The following is a 25,943-nucleotide window of genomic DNA, read 5'->3' as shown; positions in this document are numbered from 1 at the left end:
AGTCCTTGGCTAGTCCATCTGCTTCGGAGCGCCGACCGCACCACACAGTCCTAAAAGTTGGGCCATCCCGCCGACTGCAGGACTGGCATCAGCACCGAGACATGAATCCGGCGCTGGGAACGCCGCCAGCATGTCAACCCAGCCCCGCCCGACCCCGGTCACCGCCAAATAGTCCCGTTCGGCACCGGTCGCCTACAAGCTCAGGATTACCGCCAGTGATCATAAAGACTATTTACGTACTATCTGTAGTAATTCTACGTACCATACGTTACCGTAGCGCCGTGGAGGACACGGCAGTTGCTATGCGCATGCATGCGACAAACCCTAGCCATGCATGGCTCGATGAGACCGAGATTCCTTGTGGTGCAGTCGATGACACCGTGTACGGCACCGACCATTACGAACAGGACAGCCTCGCCGCTGCAATCAGCAGCCGACCTACCCCGGTGCGACCTGCTAGCAGGCGACGGTCAACCCTCGCGGAAATTCGACGCTGACGAGCGGCCCTTATACGTGGCCACACGATGAACGAGGAAACGATGCCCACCGATGTCAATCCGCCGTTGGAACTGGTCCACGGTTACCCCAGGCTGACGATCACCCCACACCTCACCCGTGTGAGCGTGCCTGCCGTCCATGGGCGCAGCCGCCATGTCTTCGCCACGGCTGCATTGATCATCCGTACAGACCTGGAGAGACGAGCCGGGACAATCAACCAGAGATGGACAGGGAGACCTCGGATAGCCGACGACGGCAGGATAAGTATCGTCCTGGCCGACAGGAACTTCCGACGTCGCCACAAAATCACCGTCACCCCCGAGGACATCGCAGTCCACCTACACGGTCGGGCGAACGCATGACGGGTGTGTCGGGGCAGCGACGCCTACATAACGCTGAAGTGAGTGTCCAAGACAGCATCGCCGAGAATAGGCTTGGCCTACCACGGCTATTCTCCCCCGAAACTGTCGCAGAGGCTTTCGATCTCCCCTCGCCCAACTGGCTCGTAGAAGCGGCGCGCAACCAGCGAATCGAGCACACTCGGCTAGGCCGGCGATTGCGCTTCACCCTCGAACAGGTCGAGCGGGCTATCGAGGTCCACAAGATCGAAGAAGCCGCCAAACTCCAGTTGCCCGGGGAGACAATTCCTCAGCAATCCCAGCGGCGTCAACCGTCACGACGGTCCGTAGAGGACACGACACAGTCCCGACGGCTCCGTCCCCGCATCCCTGCACGAATGCGCGACGCAGCATCGTCATAGAAGTTCGCAGCCGGCGCGTTCAGCGCGATTCAGGCACCGAACAACACGGCCGGACCGCTACACACACGTCCGAAATGCCCTGTTTTCTCACTGCCGGTAAGTGAACGATATCGTTGGTCAGAAGCGCTTTTTCGGCTTCTGCAGGCGGGCGAGATTGGCAGGCTCGATGTAGAGGTACCGGATCAGCCCCAGCACGAGGTTCTGTAGATCCTGGGCCTCCTCAGCCGAGACCGCCTCGTATGCCTCCTGATGCGCACCGGCGTTGCCCACGACCCGGATGTGCGTCGCCCAGTCGTTGAAGGTCGAGAGAAGATCACCGTCGGTGACCATCTGTGCGATCCCGGAAGCGAGGCTGCCGCTGAGTGCTCTTTTCGCAGCGTCGCTGCCCTTTTCCTTGACGATGTGGGCCAGCGCATTGCGGAACATTGCGACGGCCGCGTTCGGGGCGATCACGCTGAGGCAACGCAGCCCTTCCTGAAAGGCGGCGGCGATGTCGTCAGGAACGTCGGCCATCTCGGTACTGCTACCAGGGGTGGGCCACCAGTACAGCGGCATCTGCTTCACCGTGCTCGTCGTCGCCGACAGCTTGACGGTGGTCGTTTCTTCGATGACCACGGTGCCCTGCTTGCATCCGTGGCAGGTCAGCACCACGACTTGCTGTGGTGATAGATACCGGGATCCACCGCCCTCGACTGAGATGCGTATCTGGTTCCGGATCTTGACCGGCTCGCCCGCCGTGAAGTTGCTGACACGGCCGCACCGTGGGCATGGGCCGGACGGGTCGCCGGTGTAGGGAAGTCCATCGGGGTTGCGATCGTTTTCGTCGTCAGAGCCCTGGCCGCTCGGTGCCGTGGTCGCCTCGGATGCCATGTCGGACATCTTTGCGGACAGCAAAGGCGTTCCACCACCGAATAGCTAAGCTTTACTGCCAGCGAGATGAGTATTGAGAATTGATCCTTTCTTCGACAGTCAGTGGCGGGAACCAGATCTCCTGGTCGTACCTGTCGACACCCTGTCGGAGAATCGTGGTGAAAACCGCGGACGGGAACGCTCGGTGCAGCGCAGTACTTTCCGGGCGTCGGCACGGCGTTCCCGGTCCGAGCGGATGTGGATCACGGTGACCAACCCGGCGACGGGCCGGGCCGGCGCGGAGTCCGTCGACACCGAGCAGGCCGTATCGGCGGTCAGAGGCGATTGCGGCGCCGCGGCGGGTCAAGCCGTCACCTCTCTCGTCGGTGATGCCATGCCGTGAGGATGGTGACGACGAACGCGCCGACCGCGGTGAGCAGGCCCGCCGACGCATTGTGGGTCAGGACGAGCGCGACCGCGGCGGCTAGTGCGAGTGTCAACACGAACAGGTCACCGGCAAGTACCCACCCGCCGGCGGAGCGGGAGGCGTCGTCGGGAGTGTTGTCGGGCGGCTGAGCCGTCATGCGTGCGCTCCTAGGTACGGCCTGAATGGTCACGGCGACCTGCGTGGAGGGTTTTCCACACGGATCAGTGCCGCACCAATGTCTTGCCGATGTGCGCCCGGGGGTCCGCTGGTTTGAAACGTGCAACTGGACAGTGCACGCGAAGTGCCGGAAGGAGATAGTCCGCCGCATCGGCGGCGGAAGTTGTTGAGGATCGGCCCACACGGTCCGGGTCGGCGAATTCCGGCAGCACCGGGCATGAACAGACGGAGGCCACAGGACGGCGCCGTCGGAATTCGCCGTCCTGACGCGCGTCAGGATCCACGATCCAGCCACCGGCATGTTCCGCTTCAGGCAACGTCCCGGCGGATTACTTGGTCCGCTGGTTGTTCTACCTCATGAGGTTGGTTCCGCCGGTCTGCGCTCCGGGAAGCCCTGCGGGACAGTGCTTCCCGGAGCGCGCCCTACTCAGGGGCGAACGATGCGTACGAGTGTCTCGACGGCCGCGGCGACGTGGGCCAGGCCGCGCGTATGTCCTGTGCGCAGCACGACGACAGCGCACAGGACGAGATAGCAGATGAAGCACGTCGCACCCAGCAGGGCGATCTCGACCATGGAATACCTCCTCGATATCGGTAGACCTCTCCTTTGAGAGGCAGGACCGTTGGGAGGTCGGGTCGGGTCGAATTCATGCAATACGCCCGCGACCGCGATGTCAATAGCGCCGCCGTTCTCCAGTTGTTCGCAAAATGCGCCGCCCCCTCTCATCGCGGGAGATGCTCACCCTGTCGGCGCGCCGGATCGCCGGACGCCGCCGTGTCAACTCAGTGGATAACATGCTTCCGGGGGTGGTCGAATCCCCGGGCCGGAACTCAGTGGATAAGAAGGAGCGGGGACGGTATGAGCGCGCCGGCCACTCCGCTGCACGGGCCGGCCGGCGACGTCACCGCGGCCGCCGCCCAAGCCCTCGAGACCACCGGCCGGTACCTGGACCGCTGCAAGCTCGCCGCGAACTCGGTGCGGGCGTACCGCCGCCAGGCCGCCGCGTGCGTCGGCTGGCTCGGCGAGCACGCCGGCGCGTATCCGGACGCCTTCGCCGATGTGGTCGGCGCGGAGGCCGCGGTCACCGCGTGGCGCCGGTATCTGCTGCGGACCAAGAAGGCGCGCCCGGCAACGATCAACCAGGCCCTCGCGGCGGTGGATCTGCTGTACGAGCACGGCGCGGGACTGCGGATCGCGGTCAAGCGCGTACGCGTGCCCGCCCCCGGCGAGCCCGACTCCTTGGATCCGGCCGCCCAGGGCCGGGTCGAACGCGCCTCGCAGCGCCGCGGTCCCCGGGACGCGGCGATCATCGCCGTGCTGCTCTACACCCGGCGCGCGAGTGGAGGAAGCCGCCCGGCTGGATCTCGAGGACGTCGCGATCACCGCGCGTACCGGTGCGATCACCCTGCGCGGCAAGGGCGACGAGGTCCTCCTGCCGGCGGTCGCGCGCCAGCGCCTGAGCGACTGGATCGCGGTCCGCGGTACCGATCCGGGCCCGCTGTGGACCGGGCAGCGCGGACGGTTGTCCATCTCGGGCATCACCCAGGTCGTCCTCGCGGTCGGCGCCGAGGCCGGCCTGGCGGGGCTGCGCCCGCACGTCCTGCGGCACACCTACGGCACCCGGCTACGCCAGGGCGGAGCCGACGTCGCCCAGGTCCAGGCCCTGCTGCACCACGCCTCGATCTCCACCACCGCCCGCTACTTCCGCGCCGGGACCGCCGAACAGGCCGCGGTCATGGAAACCGTCTTCGAGCAGTAATCGCCGATGTGGTCGTCGCGTCGGCAACCTATCGTCGCCTCGACGACATCGATGCCGCGGCGCGGCACTTGCCTCGGCCCCAGGCGCACAAACTTTCCCAGGATCGAGCTGGCCAACCTCACTGGCGATTTGAGCGTAAAAGCCGCAGTGCGGTAAGGTTCCTCACGCCCTGGATATTTCTACCAAAGTAGGAAACATCCGTGAGCGCTGTCTTCATCAGCGCTCATGCCGCTATCGGCATGGGCGTCGTTTCTCTGTTGAACATTCACCGCCGCAGGGGCTCGCGGCAATGAGCGAGTGGATTCTTCCCGCCGGCGGCGCGCTCGGGGCCTTGGCCGTTCTCAGGGTCGCCGCGCCAGCGATCGCTCGCTCGCTGGTTCTCCTGGTCACGGGGATCTACGCGAACGTCCACCCGGATGAGAAGCGCCGCAAAGACTCCCAGCGCTTCTACAAGATCGCCGACCGGGACAGACAGCTGCCCGGCTGGTCACCACGGGCCGCCCCAATGACACCACTCCCTCCGGAGCCACCGGACCCGGATGAGATAGCGAGGTGAACGTTGTCGGCGGTCAACTACTTCCGCAAATCAGTGCTGTCGCCGGGGCTACCTGCATCGGAGAACCCCCACCAGGTAGCCGCATGCGAGCCGCCGAGTTCCTCACCGCCTGAATTAGGAACCCCCGAACGCAATCGGCGCACCGATATCGACGGCCGACCCCCCTCGTCGGACACTCGCGCGTACTTCGCCAGGCTGCGCACCGAGGTACGCCCGGACAACTTCATCAGCACCGGGTCGACGCGCCCTCCTCCGCGGCGTGGGTGAGCCGGGAATGACGCAGCTGTGCAGCGTGTAGGGGCCGCCGGCGTACTGGCCGGTGTAGGTCTCGAACAGCTCGGCCGCCCGCCGGTACGACAACCGCGCCCGCTCCGTCACCGGGTCGACATCGTTCTTCGCCACCACGCGGACCACCGACTAGCAGACGACAGCCCCGGAGAGATTCTCTCCGGGGGCTGTAGATTCGACCGATCTTAGTGGGGCCACTCGTCGAGCTCGGCCCACTGGCCGAACGGCGGCTTGGTGGAGGACTGCACGATGATCGCGTCCCCCTCCACACTCGGAGGGTAGAACCGCTCGATCGCGAATCCCGCACCGGGATCGTCGCTGACATTGCCGTCGAAGATCCAGATGCCGCCGGGCTGCCGCGCCTCCGCCAGCCGCTTCTCCCAGTCGGTCGCACCCGGGAACTGCTCGACGTAGGAAGCACCGGAGACCTGGTTCATGAGGCCGGTCCACTTGCCGTCGACCCGCTTCCAGATCGTGCCGACCGTCACCGCATTTTGCTGGGGCATGTGTTGCCCCTTTCTGCCTAGCCAAGAGACCGACAGCCTGCCCATCTTCGGATGGACAGACCACTCTGCGGTACGTTGGCTGGGCACCCCTGAGAAAAGTGCACCTTCCAACGAGCCCCTCCGCCGGTTGCCCCGTGGGGGGCTCGTTCTATGAACGTCTTGGCTATGTCAGACACTACTACTGGGGGCCGACAACCTTGCGCAGCACAAGAACTTGTGTCTTCGGTCAGTAGGCGCGCCACCGATATCGGTGAATCCCAGCGTCACCCGCGCAGGGCGTCGAGTTCCTCGGCGTTGAGGTTCGCCAGCGCCGCGGCCTGCCAGGGATGCTCGCGGTAGTCGATCCACGCCCCGGCGCGGGTCTCGCGCAGTAGGGCCTCACGCCACCGGTTCTTCTGGGTGTCGTCCATGGCGGTGGCTTCCATCTCGCGTACCTTGTTCGCGCGGGCGGTGATCCCCCACGGGATCTGCTTCTCGCTGCCGTCCAGCTCGGGCCAGCCCGCCGCCTGGGCGGCAGCGGCGTTGGCGGCGTTCTCGGAGTCGTGCGTTCCCATGCCCTTCAGGGTGCGCCCGGGTACCGACACGAACCGGGACACCGCTCATTCAGGTGCTCGGAACCGGACTTCCCGCTGCTCAGGACACCGGTATATTTTCTGGCATATTTTCCAGTACCCCCGAGGCGATCCTGCTGAGCCTGGATCAGCGGGATCGGGGTTCGAGTCCGGGAACTCCGTTGTCGGATCCGCTGGCGGGCGAGCCGATACCGCCGGCGTCACCCCGTCCAGGCGGCCCAGCCGGGCCAGAGTCTCCAGGATCGCCGCCCGCCCCCAGCGAGGCTTACGCTCCGAGCCCCGCCAGGGATCCGGCTCGGGCAGCTCCCCCGAACGCCGGCGGCGGGAGACCTCAGAGCGCGACCAGCCGAAGATGTTCATCACGTCGTCCGTGGTCGCCTCATCCGGGACCACCCGCTTGTTCGTGTCCATGCCCGCAGTCCATCCCGTGATATCCCTGATATTCCAGACGTTGCCGAGGATGTTTTTCGTTTCAGGCACGGATGTATCCACGTTGGCGTGGAGTCGCACTATTTGACGCCGCGCGCCTCCAGGCTTGCGCACATGTGTTCGAGTACGGTGATCAGAAATGCTCTTCTTACGCTGAAAGAGGACCCGCATGAGCGTCTTGAAGGTCGGTGACCGGGTCGTGTACGGCGCGACTCTCTGCTCAGTCTCCCCCCGGCCGAAGAACTCCTGGGGTGGCGATCTGATCCCGCTGGTCGGTGAGATCATCGAGGTGAAGGAAGCAACTGCGCGACTCCTCGAGCTGACTACAGGGAAGATCAACGAGCATCCCCTCGAATCGCTCAAGCTCATCGACTGAGTCGCTACCCCGCTGGTTTTCGGTGGCCGATCTGCATGTACTGGCGGAGCCTGCCCTTAACATCCTGGCGGGGGATCGGCCACTGAACTCGATGTAGTGGGCGCACATCAATCCCGCGATCCGGTGATCGGTGCTCATGCCGCCCGATCCCGCTACACGGCGCTCCTATGCCGGGATCTGGACGCGGACACCGACATCGAAGAGCCACCGCATCGTGCGGGCCCACGCCGCGGCGTCCAGGCCACTCAAGGCGGTGTAGGCGGTGCGCGCTGGTCAGCTCGCGGGGGGCGAGGTCATCGTGCGTCATGCGGCCAGGTTCGCACGGTGTGTCGCACGAATGTCGCACAGCGCCAGGGGCTGCGGATCTACCGAGCAGCTGGCTGGGGTGAGACCGCGGCGACCACCAGCTGCACTGTGCCGCGGGTGGTGAGACGGTGTACCCACCCCGGTCGGGCCGGACTGTTCGCATCCGACCACCCGCTCGACGTAATCGGTTAGCCTGCGCGCAGACGCTGCCAGGCGCCGACCACGACAGTGACGAATCTGCCGGCGGTGACGACAGCGACGGGGCTGGTGTGGAACACCCCGAGCAGGGCGACGACGGCGACCAGTCCGGCTGATCGAAGTCGCTGACGATGGGTTCGAGGCCGCAGGGGCGGGCCGAGCGGAACCGGCTCTCTATCGACAGTCGACCTACATCCCTCGGGCCTTTGCTCGAAGAGATCTTCTGGAGCCGGGAACCGATCGCTGGCAGCTGCCGTCTAAGCCTACGACAGAACAGGTTTCGGTCTGGGAGGGGCCGGAGCTGTATTGCAGCTGTTCACAATTCAGAACACGGGGAGCACGTCATGATCCTTTTCCGTACGGTCAATCCGGCCGCGCAGTCGCCCCTTCTCGCCCGCTCCGGATCCGGTCGTTCACGCCTGTTCATGGTGGCAGCGACAATTCTGATGATTGCGAGCGTACTGGCCACCGGCACCGCGCAAGCCCAGTACCAGCAGTGCATCAACTACCGAGTCGTGACCCGATGGGGCAGAGTCGAAGTCGATACACGGCCGGTGGGAAACGATTACATCGGCGCCATCGCATGGGCCATGTTCATCACCAACCTCACCGACGTCCCCGGCCGGTACGACTACCAGATCCTGGTCAACGGCAAGCCCATGTACACGAATACCGTCTACAAGGACGACAACCTGCACATCACGATCCCCCGCTACCAACAGGGACACTTCGTGTACGAGCCAGGCGATGAAATCCAGGTGATCGCCTCGCACCCTGCTGGCAAAAACCTCTACGTGACCCCCATCAATCGGTGTGCCGTCCCGCACCCGGCAGGATAGCCGCATGGACCAGGAGACATCGCGGCGCGGCGCCGAACTGCTGGCCGCCGATATCGAATCCGCTCTCGGCGTCGAGGTCCACATCGACGACACGATCCCCGAACGCCTACGCCGGCAACCGTCCCCACCGGGATGGTGGATCGAATTCACCATCCCGGCGTGGAACGTCCTCATCGGCACCACCCCCGGCGAACACACCCCCGGCGGTGTCGCGTGCGAACTGGCCCGTCAGATCCACGACGACGTTCTGGCCCGCAGCGGAAAAATCTGGCCCGCCGACCCCGACGGTGGGGACCAGCCATTGCTCCCCACCCTCGACGGATGGCGCGGCCCGGGCGGCTCGATACCGTACGGTCAGATCGGGGCAGCCAGAGATCCTGATCCAGACATCGACGGCGTGATCCGATGGTGGCTTCCCCACAGCTATGACGGCCTGATCGCCAGCCGCACCGGTGACGTATGGTTCTCGCTCTGGCAGTACCAAGGCGACGAACAACACATCACACCAGGCATGCCGGTGACATGGCTGCTCGGCGAAGGACGACACGGAAAGTACCGCAAGGCAAGCGAAGTCCGACCAGCTCAGCTTTAGTGGCTAGCCATCACTTCGCAGCTGCCGCACACGATCGCGGTATGCACGCGGCCAGCAGGCGGTGTCGCAGTGTCGACGACAGCGACCAGCCTTCCCCGGTTCTGGAGGAGATAACCGGATTCCGCATCCTTGACACGCGTAAGGCTGCTCAGCACTTCGTCGTCGTAGAGGTTGGGTAAGAGCTCGCCGCGGTATTTCGCCACAGAAACCGCACGGCACCGAGCATTGACATCGACGTTCGTGATCTCACTGGGTGGCACGGTGCGTTGTGCCGCCGATCGGCCATGCCACCTCTAATGCGCCCTATGGCGCGCCGGATGATTAGGCAACGATCGAGAGTTCGCGCATGTCCAGCTCCTCGGCGCGTGCCTGAAGTAGGTCGTTCAATATCGAGACTTGCGATGCACCGCACAGCGCCAATCGCTTGTCCAGCGAATCGATCCACACGGCGGTGAGGTCGGCCATCAGCTTGTCGATCATGACCTGTGTGACCTCGGTGTAGATCGCCTGTACCGACGGATCGCTGTGGCCGATCCGAGCATCGATGAGCTTCTTCGGCGTGCCCAGCTCGACGAGGTTGGTCCTGTGCGAACGCCGGTTCCCGTGGGGCGTCATGCCTACCGCGACTGAGTCCCAGGTGCCGTCAGCGCGTTTGCTCGCATCGCGGCCGCGTACGGGGATGCCGGGGAAAGGAGCAGCCGACACCGGTACGGGGTGCGCCGGCACCGTGCCATGCTTCGGGTAGACGCCGGAAACGGCAGGGGTGAACAGCGATTTGCGGAAGCCGGCGCGGTAGTAGTGCTCGGCGTTCTCACGGTCCGCCGGCGCGACGTACCCGAGTCCGATGGCCGCTTGCCGTACTCGCTGCCGCAGAGCGTCGGATACCTGTCCGTGTGGTTGCATCGCACGAGACACCGCGCTCTGCGAAACGCCCAGGTGACGGGCAATCGTTGTCAGTGTGGCACCGCCGGTGCGCTGCTTCTTACCGTGCCCGTTGAACATGTAGGTTCGGCCGTGGCATGCGCACGGTTGCCGATCTGTCCGCGTGATGAACTCGCTCGTGATCCGCCACAGGAAGTCCGGGAGGTGTATCTCACGTGTCCGACCGAATTTCGGGCGACTGCGCTTGAGCTTTCCCCGGGCCTCCCTGAGTTGCCATTGGACATCGATGCGATGGTCCTTCACGAACTGGGTTTCCAGGCCGCGCAGTTCGCTGAAGCGCATGCCGGTGTACCACTTGACGATCTCGAACACGAACTCGTCGTCGCGTCCGGACAACAGGGCCATGCGCTCGGCGATCAGCAGCGCGCCGAGGGCGTCGGTGATGATCTTGGGGGAGATCTGGCCTTGATCGACTCCGGTGCGTTGACCGCGATTGCGCTTCCGCTTAGCCGGGTTCAGGGTGATTCGACCTTCCTCGACGGCGTCCTCGAAGATCACGTGCAGCAGCGCTCGGTAGGTTCGGATGCTCTGGACCGCGTAGCCCGCAGCCCTGAGTTCCTTGTCCCACGTCGTCACCTTTCCCTTCGTGATGTCGCACAACCGCAGAGACCCGAACGCCGGCAGCAGATGACACTGGATGTGGGATTCGTAGTTGTCGAGTGTGGTCTCGGCAAGGTCCTGTTCCTCGATCCAACCGTTGACGTACACCTCGAACGTGACATCACCGCCAGGCCGTAACCGCAGTCCGTCCATGTCGGTAACAATCGAATCAGCGGGAGTTGGAACTGCTGGCGGAGTCGGTTGGGCTCCAGGGAAACCCATCTGGGCGCGTATCTGCTGCTCCAGTTCCGCGCGATCCGCTGCGGCCTTCGCGGCCTCCTGGGTCGGGTATCGAATCGGCTTCGCGTCCGCACCGAGGAGGGTCAGATACTTGCCGTTATCGGCCTTGTACCGTGCCTCGAAGTAGCCGACCCGCTTGTTCGCGTACCCCATCACGCGCCCCATCGAGAACGACGGTCGCGAAGAGCCGCGGCCGAGTGTGCCGTGTGGATGTGAACCGGAAGTTCGGAAAGGGATGTCATGCAGACCACCTGGCGTTACGCGCCCTGAGCGCGGTGAGGGTCGAAAGGAAAGCGGCACCGTGTGCCGGGAACCGCGCCGATCTAGACCCTCGACGCAACTGCGGTGAGAACCACCATCAGTACAGAATCTGCGAGCGTCAGCATAACCACCGGAAATCTTCCACTGCAACAGCTTCGACGTGATCGCCCACCCGGCCGCCCTCATCAGACGGCGCGCTCCCTCCACCCGATCCGCGACACGCCGAGCGAGGTTTGAGCCGACACGCCGAAGTATCGAACCGAATTACGCGACCGATCACCACAAGTTTGCCGATGGACGGCCACAGCCGGGCTCGCTGCACAACGCCTGCCTAAAGCCCTGCCGTCACAGTCCCCGAGTTCCCCCAGATTCCCCCAAAGGGTCTCCCCGAGTGGCCAGCAGCGCGTTCGGACACTCACCGGGGCCGACCCCCACCAAACGGCCCGTGATCAGATTTCCACTGGTAGAGAGCCCCGAACCGACTGTGCACGACTCGGGATGAAGTCGTGCAGGAGGTAGCGATCACAGTGATTCATGAGATTGCGCACTATTTCGGGATTGACGAAGAGCGCCTTCATGAGTTGGGATGGGGCTAGGCTTATTCGCGACAGCGGTCAAGCCCGGAGAAACTTTGGACTCGTAGGGAACCGGATCTCATCCCGCCGCGTCCAAGTACTCGTAGGGGGAATTCTTGTGGTTCCACCGAAGGGCCGATCTGTATCGGCCCAACAGTAGCGTTAGCCGCCACTAGAAGGAGTTCGAGTCATGGTTGATCTCGTTCATCTCGATTACGAAGTCATCACCGGTGCCGCGACCGAGCTGGAACTGCTCGCCGACCGCCTCGCCGCGGCCCAGTCCGCCGGCAGCCCGGGAACCCATGTCGTCCCCTCCGGCGCCGAGGAGGTCTCCTTCCTCGCCTCCAACCACTTCAACGAGGGTGCGATGACTCACGACGCCTCGATCGCGCAGGGCATCGTCGAACTGCGTGCCGCAGCCCAGACGCTGCGCGCGCAGATGGCCGAGTACATGGCCCAGGACGGCGTCCGCGCCGTCGGCATCGCCGCCGTCCAGGCGGTCACCGAGGCGATCTGACGCCGCACCCGCACATACCTTTTCATTTAGGGGAGTTACGACAATGGTTGCAGGAATCACCGGCGTGCTCTGGGAGGTCCGCCCGGTCGAGATGATGTCGACGCAGCTCGACGTGGGTGCGCACGCGATCCCGATCGCCGCCGCCGAGGCCTCGTGGACCGGACTGGCCGGCGCGTGGACCGATGCCACCGCGACGCTGACGCGTGTCATGGCCGAACTCGGTATCGGCATGCTCGGCGCCAACGGCATCGCCGCGGCGGCCCAGCTCACCGCCTTCACCGGCTGGGCCGGAGAGCAGACAGCCATGGCCGCTGGAATGGCGGTCAAGGCCGCCGCCAACGCGACGGCCTACACGGTGGCCTCGCTCGTCATGCCGAGTGCTCCCGAGATCGCGGCCGTCGACGCCGCCCGGGTCGCCGCGCACGCCACCGGCGGCGATCTGACCGGCGACGGTGAGGCCGCCGAGGCCACGTACGCCGAAATGCAGGCGCGCGCCGCCCTGGTGATGGAGACCTACGAGGCCGCCACCTCGCTCATGGTCGCCACGCCCGCCGCATTCATGATGCCGCCGCCGATCTCCGTGGGCGCGGGTCTGGTCAGCGGCGCGATGGATATCGCCGAGGCCGCCCAGGGCGATATCAACCCGGTCGCCCAGGCAGTTTCGTCGGCACAGGCCGCCGTGGCCAACCCGGCGACAGCCCAGGCCGCCACCCAGGTCGCCGGTGTCGGCGGTTCCGTGGTCTCGAGCGCCGTGCCCGCCGCGGGCGATCTCGCGGGCAGTACGATCACCGCGGCCACCGGCGGCACGACGACGATGTCCCCCACGATGGGCGGCATGTTCGGCGGCGCGGCCATGGGCGGCACCGCGCTGACCGGATCCATGTCCTTCTCGCCCGGCTCGGTCGGCATCGGCGGCGGCGCGGGCAGTCTGCAGATTCCCGAGGGCTGGGGCGGCGGCCTCGGCAATGCGCTGCCCAGCGTCGGTGGCGCGCCGGCCGAGCCGATGGCGCCGACCACCCCGGCGGGCCTGAACGCCGAGCCCGCGCAGACCCGGCCGACGGTGAACACCGGCAATCCACTGATGGGCAACCAGGCTCAGGAAGAGGACGAGGACTACCACGACAGCAGCGATCTGCTGAACGGCGAGTACTTCGCCGACGGTCGGATCATCGCGAGCGGGGTCATCGGCGGGGATCCGAACGCGGAAGCGCGCTAGGTTGACGGTGTTGGGCGAGGGGAGGGGAGCGGCGATGCTCGATGCTGTGGTGTTGTCGTTGGACGAGATGCAGTTTCTCCTGGAGAAGTTGCAGATCAGTCAGGTCCCGATCGTGCTGGACGCGGTCCCTCGCCACGACACCGATGTCGCCCGCATGCATGCGTATTCCGCTGTCACGCAGTCCCTCTCGGCCCGGGGTCTGTTGAACGGCGAGACCGTGCACGCGGATCTGGAGGACAGGCTGCGGGCGCTGGACCGCCCGCACTGGGCGCTGGCCGTGCGGTGGTACCTCAACGGCGACGTGCACCGGCTGTGCATCGCCAAGGGTGACGCCATGGAGGTCACCGCCCTGCGCGGACCCGACTCCTACGTCATCGACGAGGCCTCGCACGATCTGCCCGGCACGGTGATCGCCGCGCTGGGCCCGTCGGCGCCGCTCGAACTGGACGGCATGAACGTGCTGGCAGACGAGCTCAAGCCAATACTCAACGACGCCGGCGACAGCACCTCCACCGCGCAGCGCCTCACCCGGGTCGGGCGGCCGCCGCGCGATGCGGTGACCCTGGCCGCAGCACTGGTCGAGGTGCATTCCCACGCCTCGATCGTGGGCGTGGTCTACGGCGACGGCACCCGCGAGATCGCGGACGGCATGATCGCGGTCTTCAACACCCGCAACGGCCGGTTCATCGCCACCACCACCCGATCCGACGACGACACGCAGTGGACGTCGCTGGCCACCGGCACGAATTCCCGCCTGCGCACCGCGATTCGAGATCTGATCCAGAAGCTCCCGCTGCGTGCGGAATTCAATCCGAGTTTCAATCCCGCTCAGGGCATCATCTAGATCGCATCGCCCAGATCTCAGCCCATCGGGTCGTCAGCGGTCGGTTCGACATCGTCGGTGCCGAACGGCGGCGTGTAGCGACCCCACCGAGTGCACTCCCAGCCGAGGAATTCCGTTCCGGCGTATCGCGGTAGCAACTCGATCGTCTCTGTGTTGTCCAGGTGATTGTTCGTCGTGAAGGGCGGGGTGATCCCGCCCAGCGACCAGCCTGCCAACCGCATCGCCGCACCGTGACTGACCACCAGGACATCGCCGGTGATGCCGCCGGAGCCCGCGGCATCCGCTCCCAGGTACGTCACCCGAAGCTCGTCCAGGACCGGCAGATACCGGTCGAGCACATCGCGCCCGCTCTCGCCGCCGGGTAACCGTTCGTCCAGCTCACCCAGATGCCAGGAGCGGTAGATCCGCTGGAACAGCTCGTGCGCCTCTTCGGAACCCCGGCCCTCCAACTCACCCACCTGCACCTCGAACAACCCGTCCAGCGCCTCGGCGGCCACGCCCGTCACCGACTCGATGTGCTGGGCGGTCTGCCGAGCCCGCAGGGCCCGGGAACTGAACAGCGCGCGCGGCGGTGCGGCCAGGTTCGTCGCGAACGCCTTCGCCTGTGCCACACCACGTTCGGTGAGCGGTAACCCGGGCACCCGGGTATCGAGTATCTTCGCGACATTCCCCTCGGTCTCACCGTGTCGCACGAGAATCAATCTGCCGGTCATAGATCGGCCACCCCTTTCTTCAGGTCCTCCAGCCACGCCGCGGCGGGCTCATCGGGTGGAGGTGTGGTGCCCTTGGGCATGCTGGCCGGCCACGATCCGAGGAATCGAATTCGGCCCGCGGTGCGGTGCAGCGCCTTGAGCGACTCGGCGACGGCGGCGTCATCGATATGGCCGACGCAGTCGAGATAGAAGATGTACGTGCCCATACCCGTTCGGGTCGGGCGAGATTCGATTCGGGTCAGATCGACTCCGCGGGCGGCGAATTCGGCCAGCACACGCATCAGCGAGCCGGGTTCCTTGGACAGTTCCAGCACTACCAGCGAGGTGCGGTCGACCCCGGTCCGCGGCGGCGCGGTCCGAGGGCGGGTGACCAGCACGAAGCGGGTGACCGCCCGCTCGTGATCGGCCACCCCGGAGGCCAGTGCGGCCAGGCGCAGGCGCTGTCCGGCCAGCGTGGTGGAGACCGCGGCGTCGGCATGGCCGGCGACAACGTCCTCGGCCGCGGCGGCGTTGGAGGCCGAGGTGTACAGCTGCGCGTCGGGCAACTCCCGGGCCATCCACGCCCGGACCTGCGCGGCCGCCACCGGATAGGCGGCGATCGTGCGCACCTGCGACAGCTCGGTGCCGGGCCTGGCCAGGATCGTGAACGTCACATCCAGCTCGGTCTCCGCGACGATCTGCAGCCGCGAGCCGACCGCCAAGGCGTCCAGCGTCGGCGAGATCGAACCCTCCACCGAACTCTCGATGGGCACCACCGCACCCTCGACCGCGCCGTCGCGGACCATCTCCAGCGCCGCCCCCTGGCTGGGTGCGGCGACGCGCACTACCGGCGCGTCGAAGGAACCTGCGGACTCCAGCTGGGCAAGGGCCATCTCGGTGAAGGTTCCCGAGGGGCCGAAATAGGCGATACGCGGCACGGATACGACACTACCGACCGGTCCGGGCAGAGCTGGTCCGATTATGCCCAACCTGCGGCCCCGACCCGGTCACGCGCGGGTTCGCAGCACCTCCAGCGCGGCTTCGACCGCCTGCGGGGCTTCGGATTCGATCGCGAGCAGTACGGCGCGCGCCGCGGCGACGGCCTCGGGCCGCAGGCCACGCAGGAACTCCAGGTCGGGCTGGGTCAGGGCGCGCCGAATGTCCTCGCCGCACAGGGCGGCGACCGTCGCGGCGATCACGCCGAGGGCCCGCTCTCCGGATCCGGTGCGCGCCACGAAGCCGCCCTCGGAATGCACGGCGCGGACCAGGAATTCGGCGACCTCGACGTCGGGGGTGTCGGCGTCGAGTACCGGCGCGGCGGGTGCGGACAGGGGACGGACCAGCTCGCCTACCAGGCTGTTGCGCGTCGCGACGGGAACGGTCAGCGACACCAGCACCGGTTCGGAGGGGCCCGGGGTGGAGGAATCGTGCGGCACATTTCAACCGTAGCGAGCCGAAGGCTTGCGCAACCGGCCGACGTCACTTAGCTTAGGTTTGCCTAACTAATTACGGCACACCGGCATCCGCACTGGAGGTAACGCATGCGCCGCCCGAATCCGACACTCGCGCCGAGCACCGCCGAACGGATCCGCACGGCCTGCGCGCATGCCGACCAGGCGATGCTGGCGCTACCCGGCGGCAATCCGTCCACCGTCACGGTCCACCATCTGCGGCACTGCGGCGACGCGGTGGTCGCGGTGCCGCTGGACTCGCCCGCGGTCGCGGCGGTCGCACGGGGTGGCGACGTCGGCGTGCAGGCCGTCCTGGAGCTCACCGACCGCACGCCACTGCCGCTGCGCGAGCCGGTGCGCGCACTGGTCTGGCTGCGCGGCCGGGTCCGCGCGGTGCCGGCCCCTACGCAGCGCGCGCTGGCGTCCGCGGTCGCCGCCGAACATCCCCATCCGGCGCTGCTGGATGTCGGGCACACCACGACCCTGCTGCGCCTGATCATCAATTCCGGGGTGCTGGCGGATTCGACCGGTGCGGAGTCGACCTGCCACGAGGACCTGCGCATCGCGCGACCCGATCCGTTCTGGGAGCTCGAGGCGGCCTGGCTGGAGCATATGGACGCCGACCACGCCGATATCGTCAACCAGCTGGCCCGCCACCTGCCGACCCAGTTGCGCGGCGGCGCGATACACCCGCTGGCGATCGACCGTTACGGAGTCAGCCTGCGGATCGAGACCCCCGACGGCGACCACGATGTGCGCCTGCCGTTCAACAACCCCGCCGACGATGCGCGAGCGCTGAGCCGTGAGCTGCGCATCCTGGCCGGATGCCCCTTCCTGCACGGCATGCGCTAGCTAATCCGCCTCGCTCATCCGCCTCTCCGCGCCTAAGGCCAGACTCGTGTGCCGTGGTCAGTTGCGTTGGCGGACGGCGGTGAGGTGGTGGCCGGGCGCATGGCACCATGGCGGGCATGGTTTCGGCTGCTGATTCCGCGCGTGTGTGGCCCGCGTCCGAGTCGGAGCGCCGGGCGATCCGGTTCGAGATTCTGGTCGTGTTGGTCGTCACATTCGGGCTGAGCGGAGCCAGTGCGGCACTGTCGCTCGTGCAGAGCGCGCTGGCGCCCGGCGGGATCGGTGGCCAGTCGGTGGCGCTGAATCCGTCGCGGGCCACGCAGTCGACCATCGATCTGCTGTTCCAGCTGCTGAGCGTGCTGCGACTGGTGGGCTGGGGAGCGCTCGGACTGTACCTGCTGTGGCGCAGCGGAATCGGGCCGCGCGCGCTCGGTCTGGCGCGAATCCGGTTGCGGCGCGACGTGATTCCCGGACTGGCGCTCGCGGCGGTGATCGGCCTGCCGGGGCTGGGGCTGTACCTGATCGCGCATGCGCTCGGGATCAGCGTGACCATCGTGCCGAGTTCCCTGAACGATCACTGGTGGCGGCTGCCGGTACTGATCCTGTCCGCGGTGGCCAACGCGGTGGCCGAGGAGATCCTGGTGGTCGCGTATCTGATCACCCGGCTGCGCGCGCTGAACTGGTCGGACAACCGGTCGCTGCTGGCCTCGGCCGTGCTGCGAGCCAGCTATCACCTGTACCAGGGCCTCGGCGGCGGCCTGGGCAACCTGGTGATGGGCCTGGTGTTCGGCAAGTTCTGGCAGCGGAGCACCGCCCGGCTGTGGCCGTTGATCCTGGCGCACGCCACGATCGACTCCGTCGCCTATATCGGATACACCGTGCTGCACGGTCACGTGTCCTGGCTGCCCTGACACGGTCAAGCCCCGGTGACAAACACAGGTGATTCTGCACACAACCACCCGAATTCGCCTATGAATTCGCGCCGTACGCGAATCGTGACGAGCCCGCCCTTGTTCCCGTCGGTACGATCGCGGGGGATGTACGGCGACGAATCCTCGCACTACACCAGGTCGCGCCTGGCGCCACTGAACGGGCCCGGCAGCAGGTCCGTGCCCGAACCGTATGGCCCACCCCGCAATCCGCCACCCGGGCAGGCGGCGAACGCCGGGTATGCCCCGACACAGCAGCCGGTCCCGTATCGCGGCGGCCCGCCGCCTCCCCCGCCTCTGCCACCGTCGCGGCGTCGAGGGCGCCCGCCACGCCCACCGCGTCCACGCCGCCGACGCCATTGGGGCCGATGGCTTCTCGCGCTACTGCTCGTGCTGATCATCAGTCCGTTCGCGGCCGCGATCTACCTGGATCAATCGCTGCATCGCATCGACGCCCTCGGCGGCTATTCCGGCCGTCCGGCCCAGACCGCCGGAACCAATTGGCTGCTGGCCGGTTCCGACAGTCGCGAGGGGCTGACCGCGGCGCAGGAGCAGCAGCTGTCCACCGGCGACACCTCGGACGCCGGTGGCGAGCGCAGCGACACGATCATCCTCGTGCACATCCCGCAGACCGGACCGACCACCGTGGTCAGCCTGCCGCGCGACTCCTACGTGCCGATTCCGGGCCAGGGCCGGGACAAGCTCAATGCCGCCTTCGCGGCGGGCGGCCCGAAACTGCTCACGCAGACCGTGGAAACCGCCACGGGTCTGCATATCGACCATTTCGCCAAGATCGGCTTCGGCGGCTTCTCGAATGTCGTGGGCGCGCTCGGCGGCATCGACATGTGCCTCTCACACCCGATGGACGATCCGAAGGCCGGCATCAATCTGGCCGCGGGCTGCCAGCACCTGACCGGCCCGCAGGCGCTGGGGTACGTCCGCAGCCGCGCCACCCCGCGCGCGGACCTGGATCGGATGCAGGATCAGCGCCAGTTCCTGTCCACACTGCTGAACAAGGTCACCAGCCCGTCGACCCTGGCCGATCCGTTCCGGCTCTGGCCGGTGGCGACGGGTATGACCAGCGGCCTGCAGGTGGACGACGGCACGCACATCTGGGATCTGGCCCGGCTGGGTATGGCCCTGCACGTGCATACCGTCACGACCACCGTGCCGATCGGCGGATTCGAGACCGTGCAGGACAGCGGCGACGTCCTGGTATGGGATCACGACCGGGCCAGTCGGTTCTTCGCCGATCTGGCAGCGGACAGGCCGATCCCCTCCGATCTGCTCACCCAGTGAGCAATAGCCGGCGCGGGTCGGCGGATATCAGCGCAGGGTGACCTGGCGTGACCGCAGCCCGTCCCGCGAGCGACGCTCGTCCGAGGTCAGCGGGGCGTCCGAGGCCAGCGCCTGAGCCAGGCGAGCGCCGAATTCCTCGGTCGGCTTCACCCATTCGGTCGCATGCCGCTCACGGTCCAGGTCGAAGACGGGGACCAGCAGTCCGTGCGTGCGGAACGATCCGGCGAAGCGCGAGCCCTCGCCCAGGTGCAGGCCGCCGGTGGCGTGCAACCGCGCCAGGGCCAGCATCAGCGAGTCCTCATCCTCCGGCCGGACCCAGCGCAGATGCGCCTTGTCACCGGCGTCGACCCACCAGGCCGCGCCGATGAAATCGGCGCCCAGCGCCAGGCGGTCCGACGGCAGGATCGCCTGGTTGGCCTGCTCGATGGTCGAGGACACCTGCGGGTCGGGCTGCACGCCCTCGGGAACCCACCAGTTGAAGTCCTGATGCACGGTCAGCTCCAGGGCCGCACCCGGATCCAGCACCTCGGCCAGCGGCTTCACCGACAGCTCGGCCTCCTGCGCGCTGTTCAGCGATTCGCCCGGCTCCCCCGTCTGCGTCCATGCCACGGCGACGGCCAGGTCGGCAGCCGGATTACCGGACTGGAACTGCACCTGGGCGCCGACGAATCCGACCGGCTCGGCCGCGGCCCGGACCAGTGCGGCCACCGCACCGGGCAGCACCGTCGCCAGGGTCACCGGGCGCTGTGCGGACAGCTCGGGCGCCAGCTTCAGCGTCGCTGTCGCGGACGGCACGAACTCGCGCAGCGCGACCAGATCGCATTCGGCGGCCAGCCCCGCGAAGGGGCGCGTCACAACCTGATTCGTCTGCTCGTGCGCCGCCCGGCGCTCGGCGAGACGCTGTGCCCGATTGCTGTCGGGCTTGGGACTGTTGCGCTTCGACTTACCCACGAACGCAGAACCTACAGTGTGTGCGCCACAACACCGCCGTCTCCCCACCTTTCAGCGCGCCATCGCATGCGACGCAAAAGAGAGCAGTGCTCTTGACTTTGCTCACCGCAGGGAGAACACTTATCTCAACAGAGAGCAGCGATCTCAGGAGAATGACATGGACACCTCGATCTGGCGGACAGCGAACCTCGCCCTGGCCTTCGCGATGGAACTCGTCGCGCTCGGGGCACTCGGGTGGTGGGGTGCGCGCACGGGTGGCCCCCTGCCGGTGAAAATTCTCCTGGCGATCGCGATTCCCGCCGCCGCGGCAGTGCTGTGGGCGCTGTTCGCGGCGCCGACCGCCACATATCAGGTAACGGCCCTGGCAGTGGCCACCAAGATCGTGGTCTTCGGCGCGGCAAGCCTGGCCCTCTGGCAGCTCGACCACCGCCTGCTGGCCGTAGCTTTCCCGGTCATCGTGATCGCCAACCTGCTGGTACTGCACCTCGACCAGCCAGGAGTCGCGGCGCACTGAGGCAATCGCCCCGACCGCTGCTCACCGCGACCGTTCAAGCCGCGGTGAGCAGCGCTTTCGTGCGGCCGGGGTGGTTCGTGGCGATCCAGCTCACGCCCAGTTCCGCGCAGAGTTTCACGTCATCGGGGTCGTCGACGGTCCAGCAGTACGCGGCACGGCCCGCCGCGGCCGCCTTGTCGACCAGGTCGGGATGTTCACGCAGGGTCCGCACCGAGGGACCGACCGCGGTCGCGCCGACCGTGGTCGCGGCGCTGCCGCCGAGGTAGCGGGACGACTCACCGAGCAGAACTGTCGGCAGCAGCGGCGCGGCGCGGCGAATCCGCCAGACGGCCGTCGCGGCGAACGACATCACTACCGCGCGCGAATGGTCGGCCGAGGCAGGGGTGGCGATACCGAAGCGCTGCAGCTCGGCCAGCACCTTGTTCTCGACCAATGCGCCGTAGCGCACCGGATGTTTGGTCTCGATGAACAGTTTGGTGGGACGACTACGCCAATCCAGCACCAGGGAGATCAACTCGCTGAGGGTGAGGACCGTCGACGGTGCACCGTCGGCGCCGAAGTCCAACTCGCGCAGCTCGTCCAGGCTCATCTCGCTGACCAGGCCCGTACCCGACGAGGTGCGGTCCACCGTGCGGTCGTGCACGCAGACCAGGTGACCGTCGCGGGTCAGCCGGACGTCGCACTCGACGCCGTCGGCGCCCTCCTGCAGAGCCAGTTCATAGGCGGCGAGGGTGTGCTCCGGGCGTGCCGCCGAGGCGCCCCGATGCGCGACCACGAACGGTGCTCGACTGCCCTGGTTCACTTCGCCATGACCTCCTCCTGATCGGACTCCGCGATCGGCGCGTCCTGCGTGCGGTCATCCTGCCCGACGGCCGGATCCGGCGCGCGCCGAGCCGCTTCCCCGGGCTCCTGCGCGGCCGGCTCGTCGGTTCGGGCCGAGGCGGCGGCGACCGGATGGACCGGCTCGATCAGCGGGACGGCCGGGCCCGCGGTGGCGATCCAGCGTTTGGGCACCCGCGGGCGTCCACGCAGGTCACGCCCCTCGCACAGCCGCATCACCCAGAGCGACAGCACCGCGACGGCGGCTGCCACCAGATCGGTGTACACGGTGAAGATCACGCCGTTGGCCTGCGCCTGCAGCGTCGTCGCGAGATGCCAGAGCAGCGCGGCGACGGCCATCACCGCGTTGACCACCCAGGCGGCCCACCAGATCCGCACGGCCTGCAGCAGCCGCGGATCCTCGCGCTCGCGCGCCAGCTCGATCAGGAATATGCCCGGCCACACCAGATTGACCACCGGAACGACGCAGCCGAGCAGGAGCGACCACAACCCGCGCGGATCGCGGCGACCGGTACGCGCGTAGGCCGCGCGACGCGCGTCGAGCAGCCAGCCCACCAGCCCGATCGCACCCAGCAGCGCGAAGACCAGGGCAAGCCCGGAGAAGAACCACACCGACCAGTCGGACAGATAGGCCACGACGGGTTCGATCAACCGGCTGCGGTTCTGCATGAGGATCAGGTAGCGACCGAATTCCGCGGCCGCGGACAGCAGGAACAGCACCGCCGCAGCCGTCACCAGCCGGGCGGCCCGATCTGTCAGCACGGCCAGCCGGCGGCGCGGGAGCGGTGCGGGTTGCGACGGGGCGTCGCGCAGGCCCCACCGCGGAATCTCGGTGTAGCGCGGCGCCGCGGGGGCGGGCGCGGAAGCGTTCGCCGCGCGCATGCGGTCGCGCGGCCGACGGCCGGGCGGCCGGGCGACCCAGCGATAGTTGCGCTGCCGCGCGGGGGCATCGACCGGAGCCGGGGACAGCAGCACACCGCGGCATCGCGGGCACCAGTGCATGGGCTTGCCCTGCACCGCCCAGCGCGAACCGCAGCGGGCACAGGGTTGTACGACCGTACTCACCGTGCACGTCCCCTTCTCATCAGTAGATCTTCGCCTCGTGCCCCGGATCGGCGGTGAGCGGGCGACCGGCCTTCTGCCAGGCCACCATTCCGCCGGCGACGTTGACCGCCTCGAACCCGACATGTGTCAGGTACCGCACGACCTGCAGCGAGCGCCCGCCCTGACGGCAGACGACGTAGATCTCCCGGTCGTAGTCCAGCTCCTCGATGCGGGCCGGAATGTCGGCCATCGGGATGTGCACCGCGCCCGGGGCGCGGCCCAGTTGCCACTCGTCGTCCTCGCGGACGTCGAGCAGTATGGCCGATGCTGCCGCATCCGCATCGAATTCGGCTGGTACGGCACCGATCGGCACCGAGGGAACTTCGGGGCTCGTCACGCCTTCGATCCTGCCACGGCCGTCCGACAGACGGAGACCTTCCCCTCGGTGAAGGCATCCGCCGCGGCCGTGAATCCACGAGTTATCCACATAATCCACAACCTCATCCACAGGTCGAGGTCGAGGGTCGGGGAAGCGCCGGGCCCGGCGAACGACCGGGCGGGCGACCGATCCGAAACTCCCCTCCTCATTCCGGAGCGGCCGACCGCCGTCGTACGCGGGACCTCGCCGCGGGCTGTTTCACGTATCCGAGACTGCGGCGAGATCCCGACAAGTACTTGGACGACGCGCGGGACCGTTCGGTTCCATCCCCGGCGAAAAAACCTGACAACACTGGTCGGAAAGCGAAATCCCCGACTTGGCCGTGGGGATCGGTAGCCTGTTTCCATGGACGCGACCCGCGGGTTACTCGACGGTTTGGATACGGCAGGACTCAACACAGCACTCGCCGAGGGCACCTGCCTCGGTCTCGTACCCGACGCCGCCGCCGCGCGGATACGACTCGAACTCGAGGTGCTGACTCTCCCCGCTCTCCCCGTCGATGGGCCGCCGCCCGACGATCGCCGGGTATTTCTGACCCTCACCGGAGTCAGCCGGATCGCCGCCTCGCTACGCATGCAACGCTGGGACGACGCCGAGCCGCACGTCTTCCCGCTCGCCCTGGATACCCTCGGCGAGTCGATCGCCAGCTTCGGCGGTGGCGCACTGCACGGCTGGGAGTTCGTCGACGCGGACGACAGCGGTTGGTCGCTGTGGCGCGAGCTGCTGAGCTTCGACACCACCATAGGAGAGGGTCCCGGCACCCATCTGCTGGAGTTCTCGCAGCAGGAGGGTATCGATCCCCGCGAACTCGATGTACGCATCTGGTTCGAGGGCATCACCGTCGAAACCTCCCAGGGCGCACTGGTTCCCACCGCGGAGTTCATCGCCGGCGGTGCACGCTGGTGGAAGGCGCACGACGCCTGCGATCCGCGCACGATGCTGCCCGACGTCGCACCTCCGATGTAGAGCCCCGGGAGACGGTAAGCCGACGGGGTGGGTGAGTTCTCAGGCTCCCAGCCCGACCGGGCAGCTCACGCCCGTCGCGTGCACCGGGCAGTAGCCGCCCGGGTTCTTGGCCAGGTACTGCTGGTGGTAGTCCTCGGCGTAGAAGAATCCGGGTGCAGTCACGTCCGGATACGGGTGCACCGACGCGGGGACCTCGGTGATCTCCGTGGTGATCTCGCCGTAGCCCGCCGCGCTCAAGCGCTCCTGGTAGGCCGCGGCCGTGGTGCGGGCGATCTGGAGTTGGCGCTCGTCCAGGGCGAAGACGGCCGAACGGTATTGGGTGCCGCGGTCATTGCCCTGGCGCATCCCCTGGGTGGGGTCGTGATCCTCCCAGAAGTGCCGCAGTACGGCGGCGTAGTCGACCACCGCCGGGTCGAAGACCACCAGTACCGCCTCGGAGTGCCCGGTCCGACCCGAACACACTTCCTCGTAGCTGGGATTCGGCGTGTAGCCGCCCATGTAGCCCACAGCGGTGGTGTACACGCCGTTCAATTCCCAGAATGCCTTCTCCGCACCCCAGAAGCACCCCATCGCCACCACCGCCAGCTGCAGCGGCGGGTCGGTCGGGTGATCGGAGAAGGGCGGGTACAGCCGATGGCCGTTGACATAGTGCCGGTCCAGCACCCGGATCGGCTCGGTGCGACCGGGCAGGGCCTGTTCGGCGGTGATCATGGTCGGCTCCGGAAAGCGCAGACGCCCGACAAGTTCGTCGTACCAGGGCATGGGTCCAATGCTACTGCCGCATATCGGCGAACAAACCGGACCAACCATGTCCGATTCGTGACACCTCACCTTTTCATCAGGAATTCCGGGGGCACGAAGGGCGGTTGCACACGGGCGGGTGTACGAATAAGGGTTGGGTGCGCTCGACATACTGGGTGCAGACGGCCTGACTACAGGAAGGGACATCGTGGCTGAGTACACGCTGCCAGATCTGGATTACGACTACAGCGCCCTGGAGCCGCACATCTCCGGGCAGATCAACGAACTCCACCATTCCAAGCACCACGCCGCCTACGTCGCCGGGGCCAATTCCGCGATCGAGAAGCTCGAGGCGGCCCGTGAGTCCGGTGACCACGGCGCGATCTTCCTGAACGAGAAGAACCTCGCCTTCCACCTCGGTGGTCATGTGAACCACTCCATCTGGTGGAAGAACCTCTCCCCGAACGGCGGCGACAAGCCGACCGGTGAGCTGGCCGCCGCCATCGACGACCAGTTCGGCTCGTTCGACAAGTTCCGCGCGCAGTTCACCGCCGCGGCCAACGGCCTGCAGGGCTCGGGCTGGGCGGTGCTGGGCTACGACCAGCTGGGTCAGAAGCTGCTGACCTTCCAGCTGTACGACCAGCAGGCCAACGTGCCGCTGGGCATCATCCCGCTGTTGCAGGTGGACATGTGGGAGCACGCCTTCTACCTGCAGTACAAGAACGTCAAGGCCGACTACGTGAAGGCGTTCTGGAACGTCGTCAACTGGGCCGACGTGCAGGAACGCTTCGCACGGGCGACCTCGCAGGCCAAGGGCCTGGTCTTCGGCTGATAGACCGACCGCGCGCACTCGAGCGGGCCCCCGAACCAACCGGTTCGGGGGCCCGTTTTGTGTTTCAG

General features: G+C 66.9%; 28 protein-coding genes and 1 pseudogene. 15 read left to right on the top strand and 14 right to left on the bottom strand.

Annotated elements, in window-relative coordinates; genetic code table 11:
* Nucleotides 1–1,375: 1,375 nt before the first annotated feature.
* The 3 genes from JZ791_RS00905 to JZ791_RS00895 all read right to left on the bottom strand — a co-directional run bounded on the left by JZ791_RS00905 (nucleotide 1,376) and on the right by JZ791_RS00895 (nucleotide 3,285).
* On the bottom strand, nucleotides 1,376–2,128 hold the full coding sequence (locus JZ791_RS00905; protein WP_216892137.1) for a DUF4145 domain-containing protein: 753 nt from the start codon (nucleotides 2,126–2,128) through the stop codon (nucleotides 1,376–1,378).
* 350 nt (nucleotides 2,129–2,478) lie between these two features.
* Complete coding sequence (locus tag JZ791_RS00900) at nucleotides 2,479–2,691, bottom strand: hypothetical protein (RefSeq protein WP_216892136.1); 213 nt, start codon at nucleotides 2,689–2,691, stop codon at nucleotides 2,479–2,481.
* Between the two features lie 447 nt (nucleotides 2,692–3,138).
* Nucleotides 3,139–3,285, bottom strand: a complete 147-nt coding sequence (locus JZ791_RS00895; RefSeq protein ID WP_216892135.1) for a hypothetical protein — start codon at nucleotides 3,283–3,285, stop codon at nucleotides 3,139–3,141.
* 766 nt (nucleotides 3,286–4,051) lie between these two features.
* Between JZ791_RS00895 and JZ791_RS46350 the strand changes: the two genes are divergently transcribed.
* Together JZ791_RS46350 and JZ791_RS00885 are read left to right on the top strand one after the other, a co-directional pair.
* Nucleotides 4,052–4,471, top strand: a complete 420-nt coding sequence (locus JZ791_RS46350) for a tyrosine-type recombinase/integrase (protein WP_216892134.1) — start codon at nucleotides 4,052–4,054, stop codon at nucleotides 4,469–4,471.
* A gap of 289 nt (nucleotides 4,472–4,760) precedes the next feature.
* A complete protein-coding gene (locus JZ791_RS00885) occupies nucleotides 4,761–5,027 on the top strand; it encodes a hypothetical protein (RefSeq protein WP_216892133.1) in 267 nt (88 codons plus the stop codon).
* A 473-nt stretch (nucleotides 5,028–5,500) separates the two neighbouring features.
* Here the strand turns inward: JZ791_RS00885 and JZ791_RS00880 are convergent, their stop codons facing one another.
* Nucleotides 5,501–5,821 carry a hypothetical protein gene (locus JZ791_RS00880; protein ID WP_216892132.1) on the bottom strand — a complete coding sequence of 107 codons (321 nt, stop codon included), beginning with the start codon at nucleotides 5,819–5,821 and terminating at the stop codon, nucleotides 5,501–5,503.
* A gap of 263 nt (nucleotides 5,822–6,084) precedes the next feature.
* Nucleotides 6,085–6,375 (bottom strand): hypothetical protein, encoded by a 291-nt coding sequence (locus tag JZ791_RS00875; protein WP_216892131.1) that lies wholly within the window; start codon nucleotides 6,373–6,375, stop codon nucleotides 6,085–6,087.
* A gap of 616 nt (nucleotides 6,376–6,991) precedes the next feature.
* On the opposite strand from JZ791_RS00875, the gene JZ791_RS00870 reads away from it, so the two are divergent.
* The 3 genes from JZ791_RS00870 to JZ791_RS00860 all read left to right on the top strand — a co-directional run bounded on the left by JZ791_RS00870 (nucleotide 6,992) and on the right by JZ791_RS00860 (nucleotide 9,133).
* A complete protein-coding gene (locus tag JZ791_RS00870; RefSeq protein WP_216892130.1) occupies nucleotides 6,992–7,198 on the top strand; it encodes a hypothetical protein in 207 nt (68 codons plus the stop codon).
* 848 nt (nucleotides 7,199–8,046) lie between these two features.
* Nucleotides 8,047–8,541: a hypothetical protein gene (locus tag JZ791_RS00865; protein WP_216892129.1), complete on the top strand. Its 495-nt coding sequence runs from the start codon at nucleotides 8,047–8,049 to the stop codon at nucleotides 8,539–8,541.
* Nucleotides 8,542–8,545: 4 nt separating this feature from the next.
* Entirely contained in the window at nucleotides 8,546–9,133 is a 588-nt protein-coding gene (locus JZ791_RS00860) for a hypothetical protein (protein WP_216892128.1), read from the top strand.
* 321 nt (nucleotides 9,134–9,454) lie between these two features.
* On the opposite strand, the gene JZ791_RS00855 is transcribed toward JZ791_RS00860, so the two are convergent.
* Complete coding sequence (locus tag JZ791_RS00855) at nucleotides 9,455–11,080, bottom strand: tyrosine-type recombinase/integrase (RefSeq protein ID WP_216892127.1); 1,626 nt, start codon at nucleotides 11,078–11,080, stop codon at nucleotides 9,455–9,457.
* A gap of 587 nt (nucleotides 11,081–11,667) precedes the next feature.
* Between JZ791_RS00855 and JZ791_RS00850 the strand changes: the two are divergent.
* From JZ791_RS00850 to JZ791_RS00835, 4 genes and pseudogenes are all read left to right on the top strand, one after another.
* Nucleotides 11,668–11,772 (top strand): annotated as a pseudogene (locus JZ791_RS00850) (metallopeptidase family protein); the annotation flags it as partial.
* Between the two features lie 169 nt (nucleotides 11,773–11,941).
* Nucleotides 11,942–12,268 (top strand): PE family protein, encoded by a 327-nt coding sequence (locus JZ791_RS00845; protein ID WP_216892126.1) that lies wholly within the window; start codon nucleotides 11,942–11,944, stop codon nucleotides 12,266–12,268.
* 43 nt (nucleotides 12,269–12,311) lie between these two features.
* A complete protein-coding gene (locus JZ791_RS00840; protein ID WP_216892125.1) occupies nucleotides 12,312–13,484 on the top strand; it encodes a PPE domain-containing protein in 1,173 nt (390 codons plus the stop codon).
* Between the two features lie 34 nt (nucleotides 13,485–13,518).
* Entirely contained in the window at nucleotides 13,519–14,328 is an 810-nt protein-coding gene (locus JZ791_RS00835; RefSeq protein WP_254204994.1) for an ESX secretion-associated protein EspG, read from the top strand.
* A 17-nt stretch (nucleotides 14,329–14,345) separates the two neighbouring features.
* Here JZ791_RS00835 and JZ791_RS00830 read toward each other — a convergent pair whose 3' ends face one another.
* From JZ791_RS00830 to JZ791_RS00820, 3 genes are all read right to left on the bottom strand, one after another.
* Nucleotides 14,346–15,041 carry a histidine phosphatase family protein gene (locus JZ791_RS00830; protein ID WP_216892123.1) on the bottom strand — a complete coding sequence of 232 codons (696 nt, stop codon included), beginning with the start codon at nucleotides 15,039–15,041 and terminating at the stop codon, nucleotides 14,346–14,348.
* On the bottom strand, nucleotides 15,038–15,958 hold the full coding sequence (gene pheA / locus JZ791_RS00825) for a prephenate dehydratase (RefSeq protein WP_216892122.1): 921 nt from the start codon (nucleotides 15,956–15,958) through the stop codon (nucleotides 15,038–15,040). The genes JZ791_RS00830 and pheA overlap by 4 nt, the downstream gene beginning before the upstream one ends.
* A gap of 69 nt (nucleotides 15,959–16,027) precedes the next feature.
* On the bottom strand, nucleotides 16,028–16,456 hold the full coding sequence (locus JZ791_RS00820; RefSeq protein ID WP_216892121.1) for a hypothetical protein: 429 nt from the start codon (nucleotides 16,454–16,456) through the stop codon (nucleotides 16,028–16,030).
* A gap of 105 nt (nucleotides 16,457–16,561) precedes the next feature.
* Between JZ791_RS00820 and JZ791_RS00815 the strand changes: the two genes are divergently transcribed.
* The 3 genes from JZ791_RS00815 (at nucleotide 16,562) to JZ791_RS00805 (ending at nucleotide 19,548) form a co-directional block, all read left to right on the top strand.
* Nucleotides 16,562–17,323, top strand: a complete 762-nt coding sequence (locus JZ791_RS00815) for a DUF2470 domain-containing protein (protein WP_216892120.1) — start codon at nucleotides 16,562–16,564, stop codon at nucleotides 17,321–17,323.
* Between the two features lie 107 nt (nucleotides 17,324–17,430).
* Nucleotides 17,431–18,231: a CPBP family intramembrane glutamic endopeptidase gene (locus tag JZ791_RS00810; RefSeq protein WP_438804472.1), complete on the top strand. Its 801-nt coding sequence runs from the start codon at nucleotides 17,431–17,433 to the stop codon at nucleotides 18,229–18,231.
* A gap of 408 nt (nucleotides 18,232–18,639) precedes the next feature.
* Nucleotides 18,640–19,548 (top strand): LCP family protein, encoded by a 909-nt coding sequence (locus JZ791_RS00805; protein ID WP_308162682.1) that lies wholly within the window; start codon nucleotides 18,640–18,642, stop codon nucleotides 19,546–19,548.
* Nucleotides 19,549–19,575: 27 nt separating this feature from the next.
* Here the strand turns inward: JZ791_RS00805 and JZ791_RS00800 are convergent, their stop codons facing one another.
* A complete protein-coding gene (locus JZ791_RS00800) occupies nucleotides 19,576–20,499 on the bottom strand; it encodes a DUF5926 family protein (protein ID WP_216892117.1) in 924 nt (307 codons plus the stop codon).
* 157 nt (nucleotides 20,500–20,656) lie between these two features.
* On the opposite strand from JZ791_RS00800, the gene JZ791_RS00795 reads away from it, so the two are divergent.
* On the top strand, nucleotides 20,657–21,013 hold the full coding sequence (locus JZ791_RS00795; RefSeq protein WP_216892116.1) for a YrdB family protein: 357 nt from the start codon (nucleotides 20,657–20,659) through the stop codon (nucleotides 21,011–21,013).
* A gap of 34 nt (nucleotides 21,014–21,047) precedes the next feature.
* Here the strand turns inward: JZ791_RS00795 and JZ791_RS00790 are convergent, their stop codons facing one another.
* Genes JZ791_RS00790 through JZ791_RS00780 form a run of 3 tightly spaced genes read right to left on the bottom strand, consistent with a single transcriptional unit; the run spans nucleotide 21,048 to nucleotide 23,294 of the window.
* Nucleotides 21,048–21,815: a glycerophosphodiester phosphodiesterase gene (locus tag JZ791_RS00790; protein ID WP_216892115.1), complete on the bottom strand. Its 768-nt coding sequence runs from the start codon at nucleotides 21,813–21,815 to the stop codon at nucleotides 21,048–21,050.
* On the bottom strand, nucleotides 21,812–22,918 hold the full coding sequence (locus JZ791_RS46345) for a DUF4328 domain-containing protein (protein WP_308162680.1): 1,107 nt from the start codon (nucleotides 22,916–22,918) through the stop codon (nucleotides 21,812–21,814). The genes JZ791_RS00790 and JZ791_RS46345 overlap by 4 nt, the downstream gene beginning before the upstream one ends.
* 19 nt (nucleotides 22,919–22,937) lie before the next feature.
* Entirely contained in the window at nucleotides 22,938–23,294 is a 357-nt protein-coding gene (locus JZ791_RS00780) for a rhodanese-like domain-containing protein (RefSeq protein WP_216892113.1), read from the bottom strand.
* Nucleotides 23,295–23,681: 387 nt separating this feature from the next.
* Here JZ791_RS00780 and JZ791_RS00775 point away from each other — a divergent pair, with 387 nt between their 5' ends.
* Nucleotides 23,682–24,302 carry a hypothetical protein gene (locus JZ791_RS00775; RefSeq protein ID WP_216892112.1) on the top strand — a complete coding sequence of 207 codons (621 nt, stop codon included), beginning with the start codon at nucleotides 23,682–23,684 and terminating at the stop codon, nucleotides 24,300–24,302.
* A 39-nt stretch (nucleotides 24,303–24,341) separates the two neighbouring features.
* Here JZ791_RS00775 and msrA read toward each other — a convergent pair whose 3' ends face one another.
* Entirely contained in the window at nucleotides 24,342–25,064 is a 723-nt protein-coding gene (msrA, locus tag JZ791_RS00770) for a peptide-methionine (S)-S-oxide reductase MsrA (protein WP_216892111.1), read from the bottom strand.
* Between the two features lie 187 nt (nucleotides 25,065–25,251).
* Between msrA and JZ791_RS00765 the strand changes: the two genes are divergently transcribed.
* Nucleotides 25,252–25,875, top strand: coding sequence for a superoxide dismutase (locus JZ791_RS00765; RefSeq protein WP_216892110.1), 624 nt, complete (start codon nucleotides 25,252–25,254; stop codon nucleotides 25,873–25,875).
* The last annotated feature ends 68 nt before the right edge of the window (nucleotides 25,876–25,943 follow it).

It is taken from the genome of Nocardia alni (assembly GCF_019038435.1).
Taxonomy (GTDB): Bacteria; Actinomycetota; Actinomycetes; order Mycobacteriales; family Mycobacteriaceae; genus Nocardia; species Nocardia alni.
This window is presented reverse-complemented; position numbering and strand designations above follow the sequence as displayed.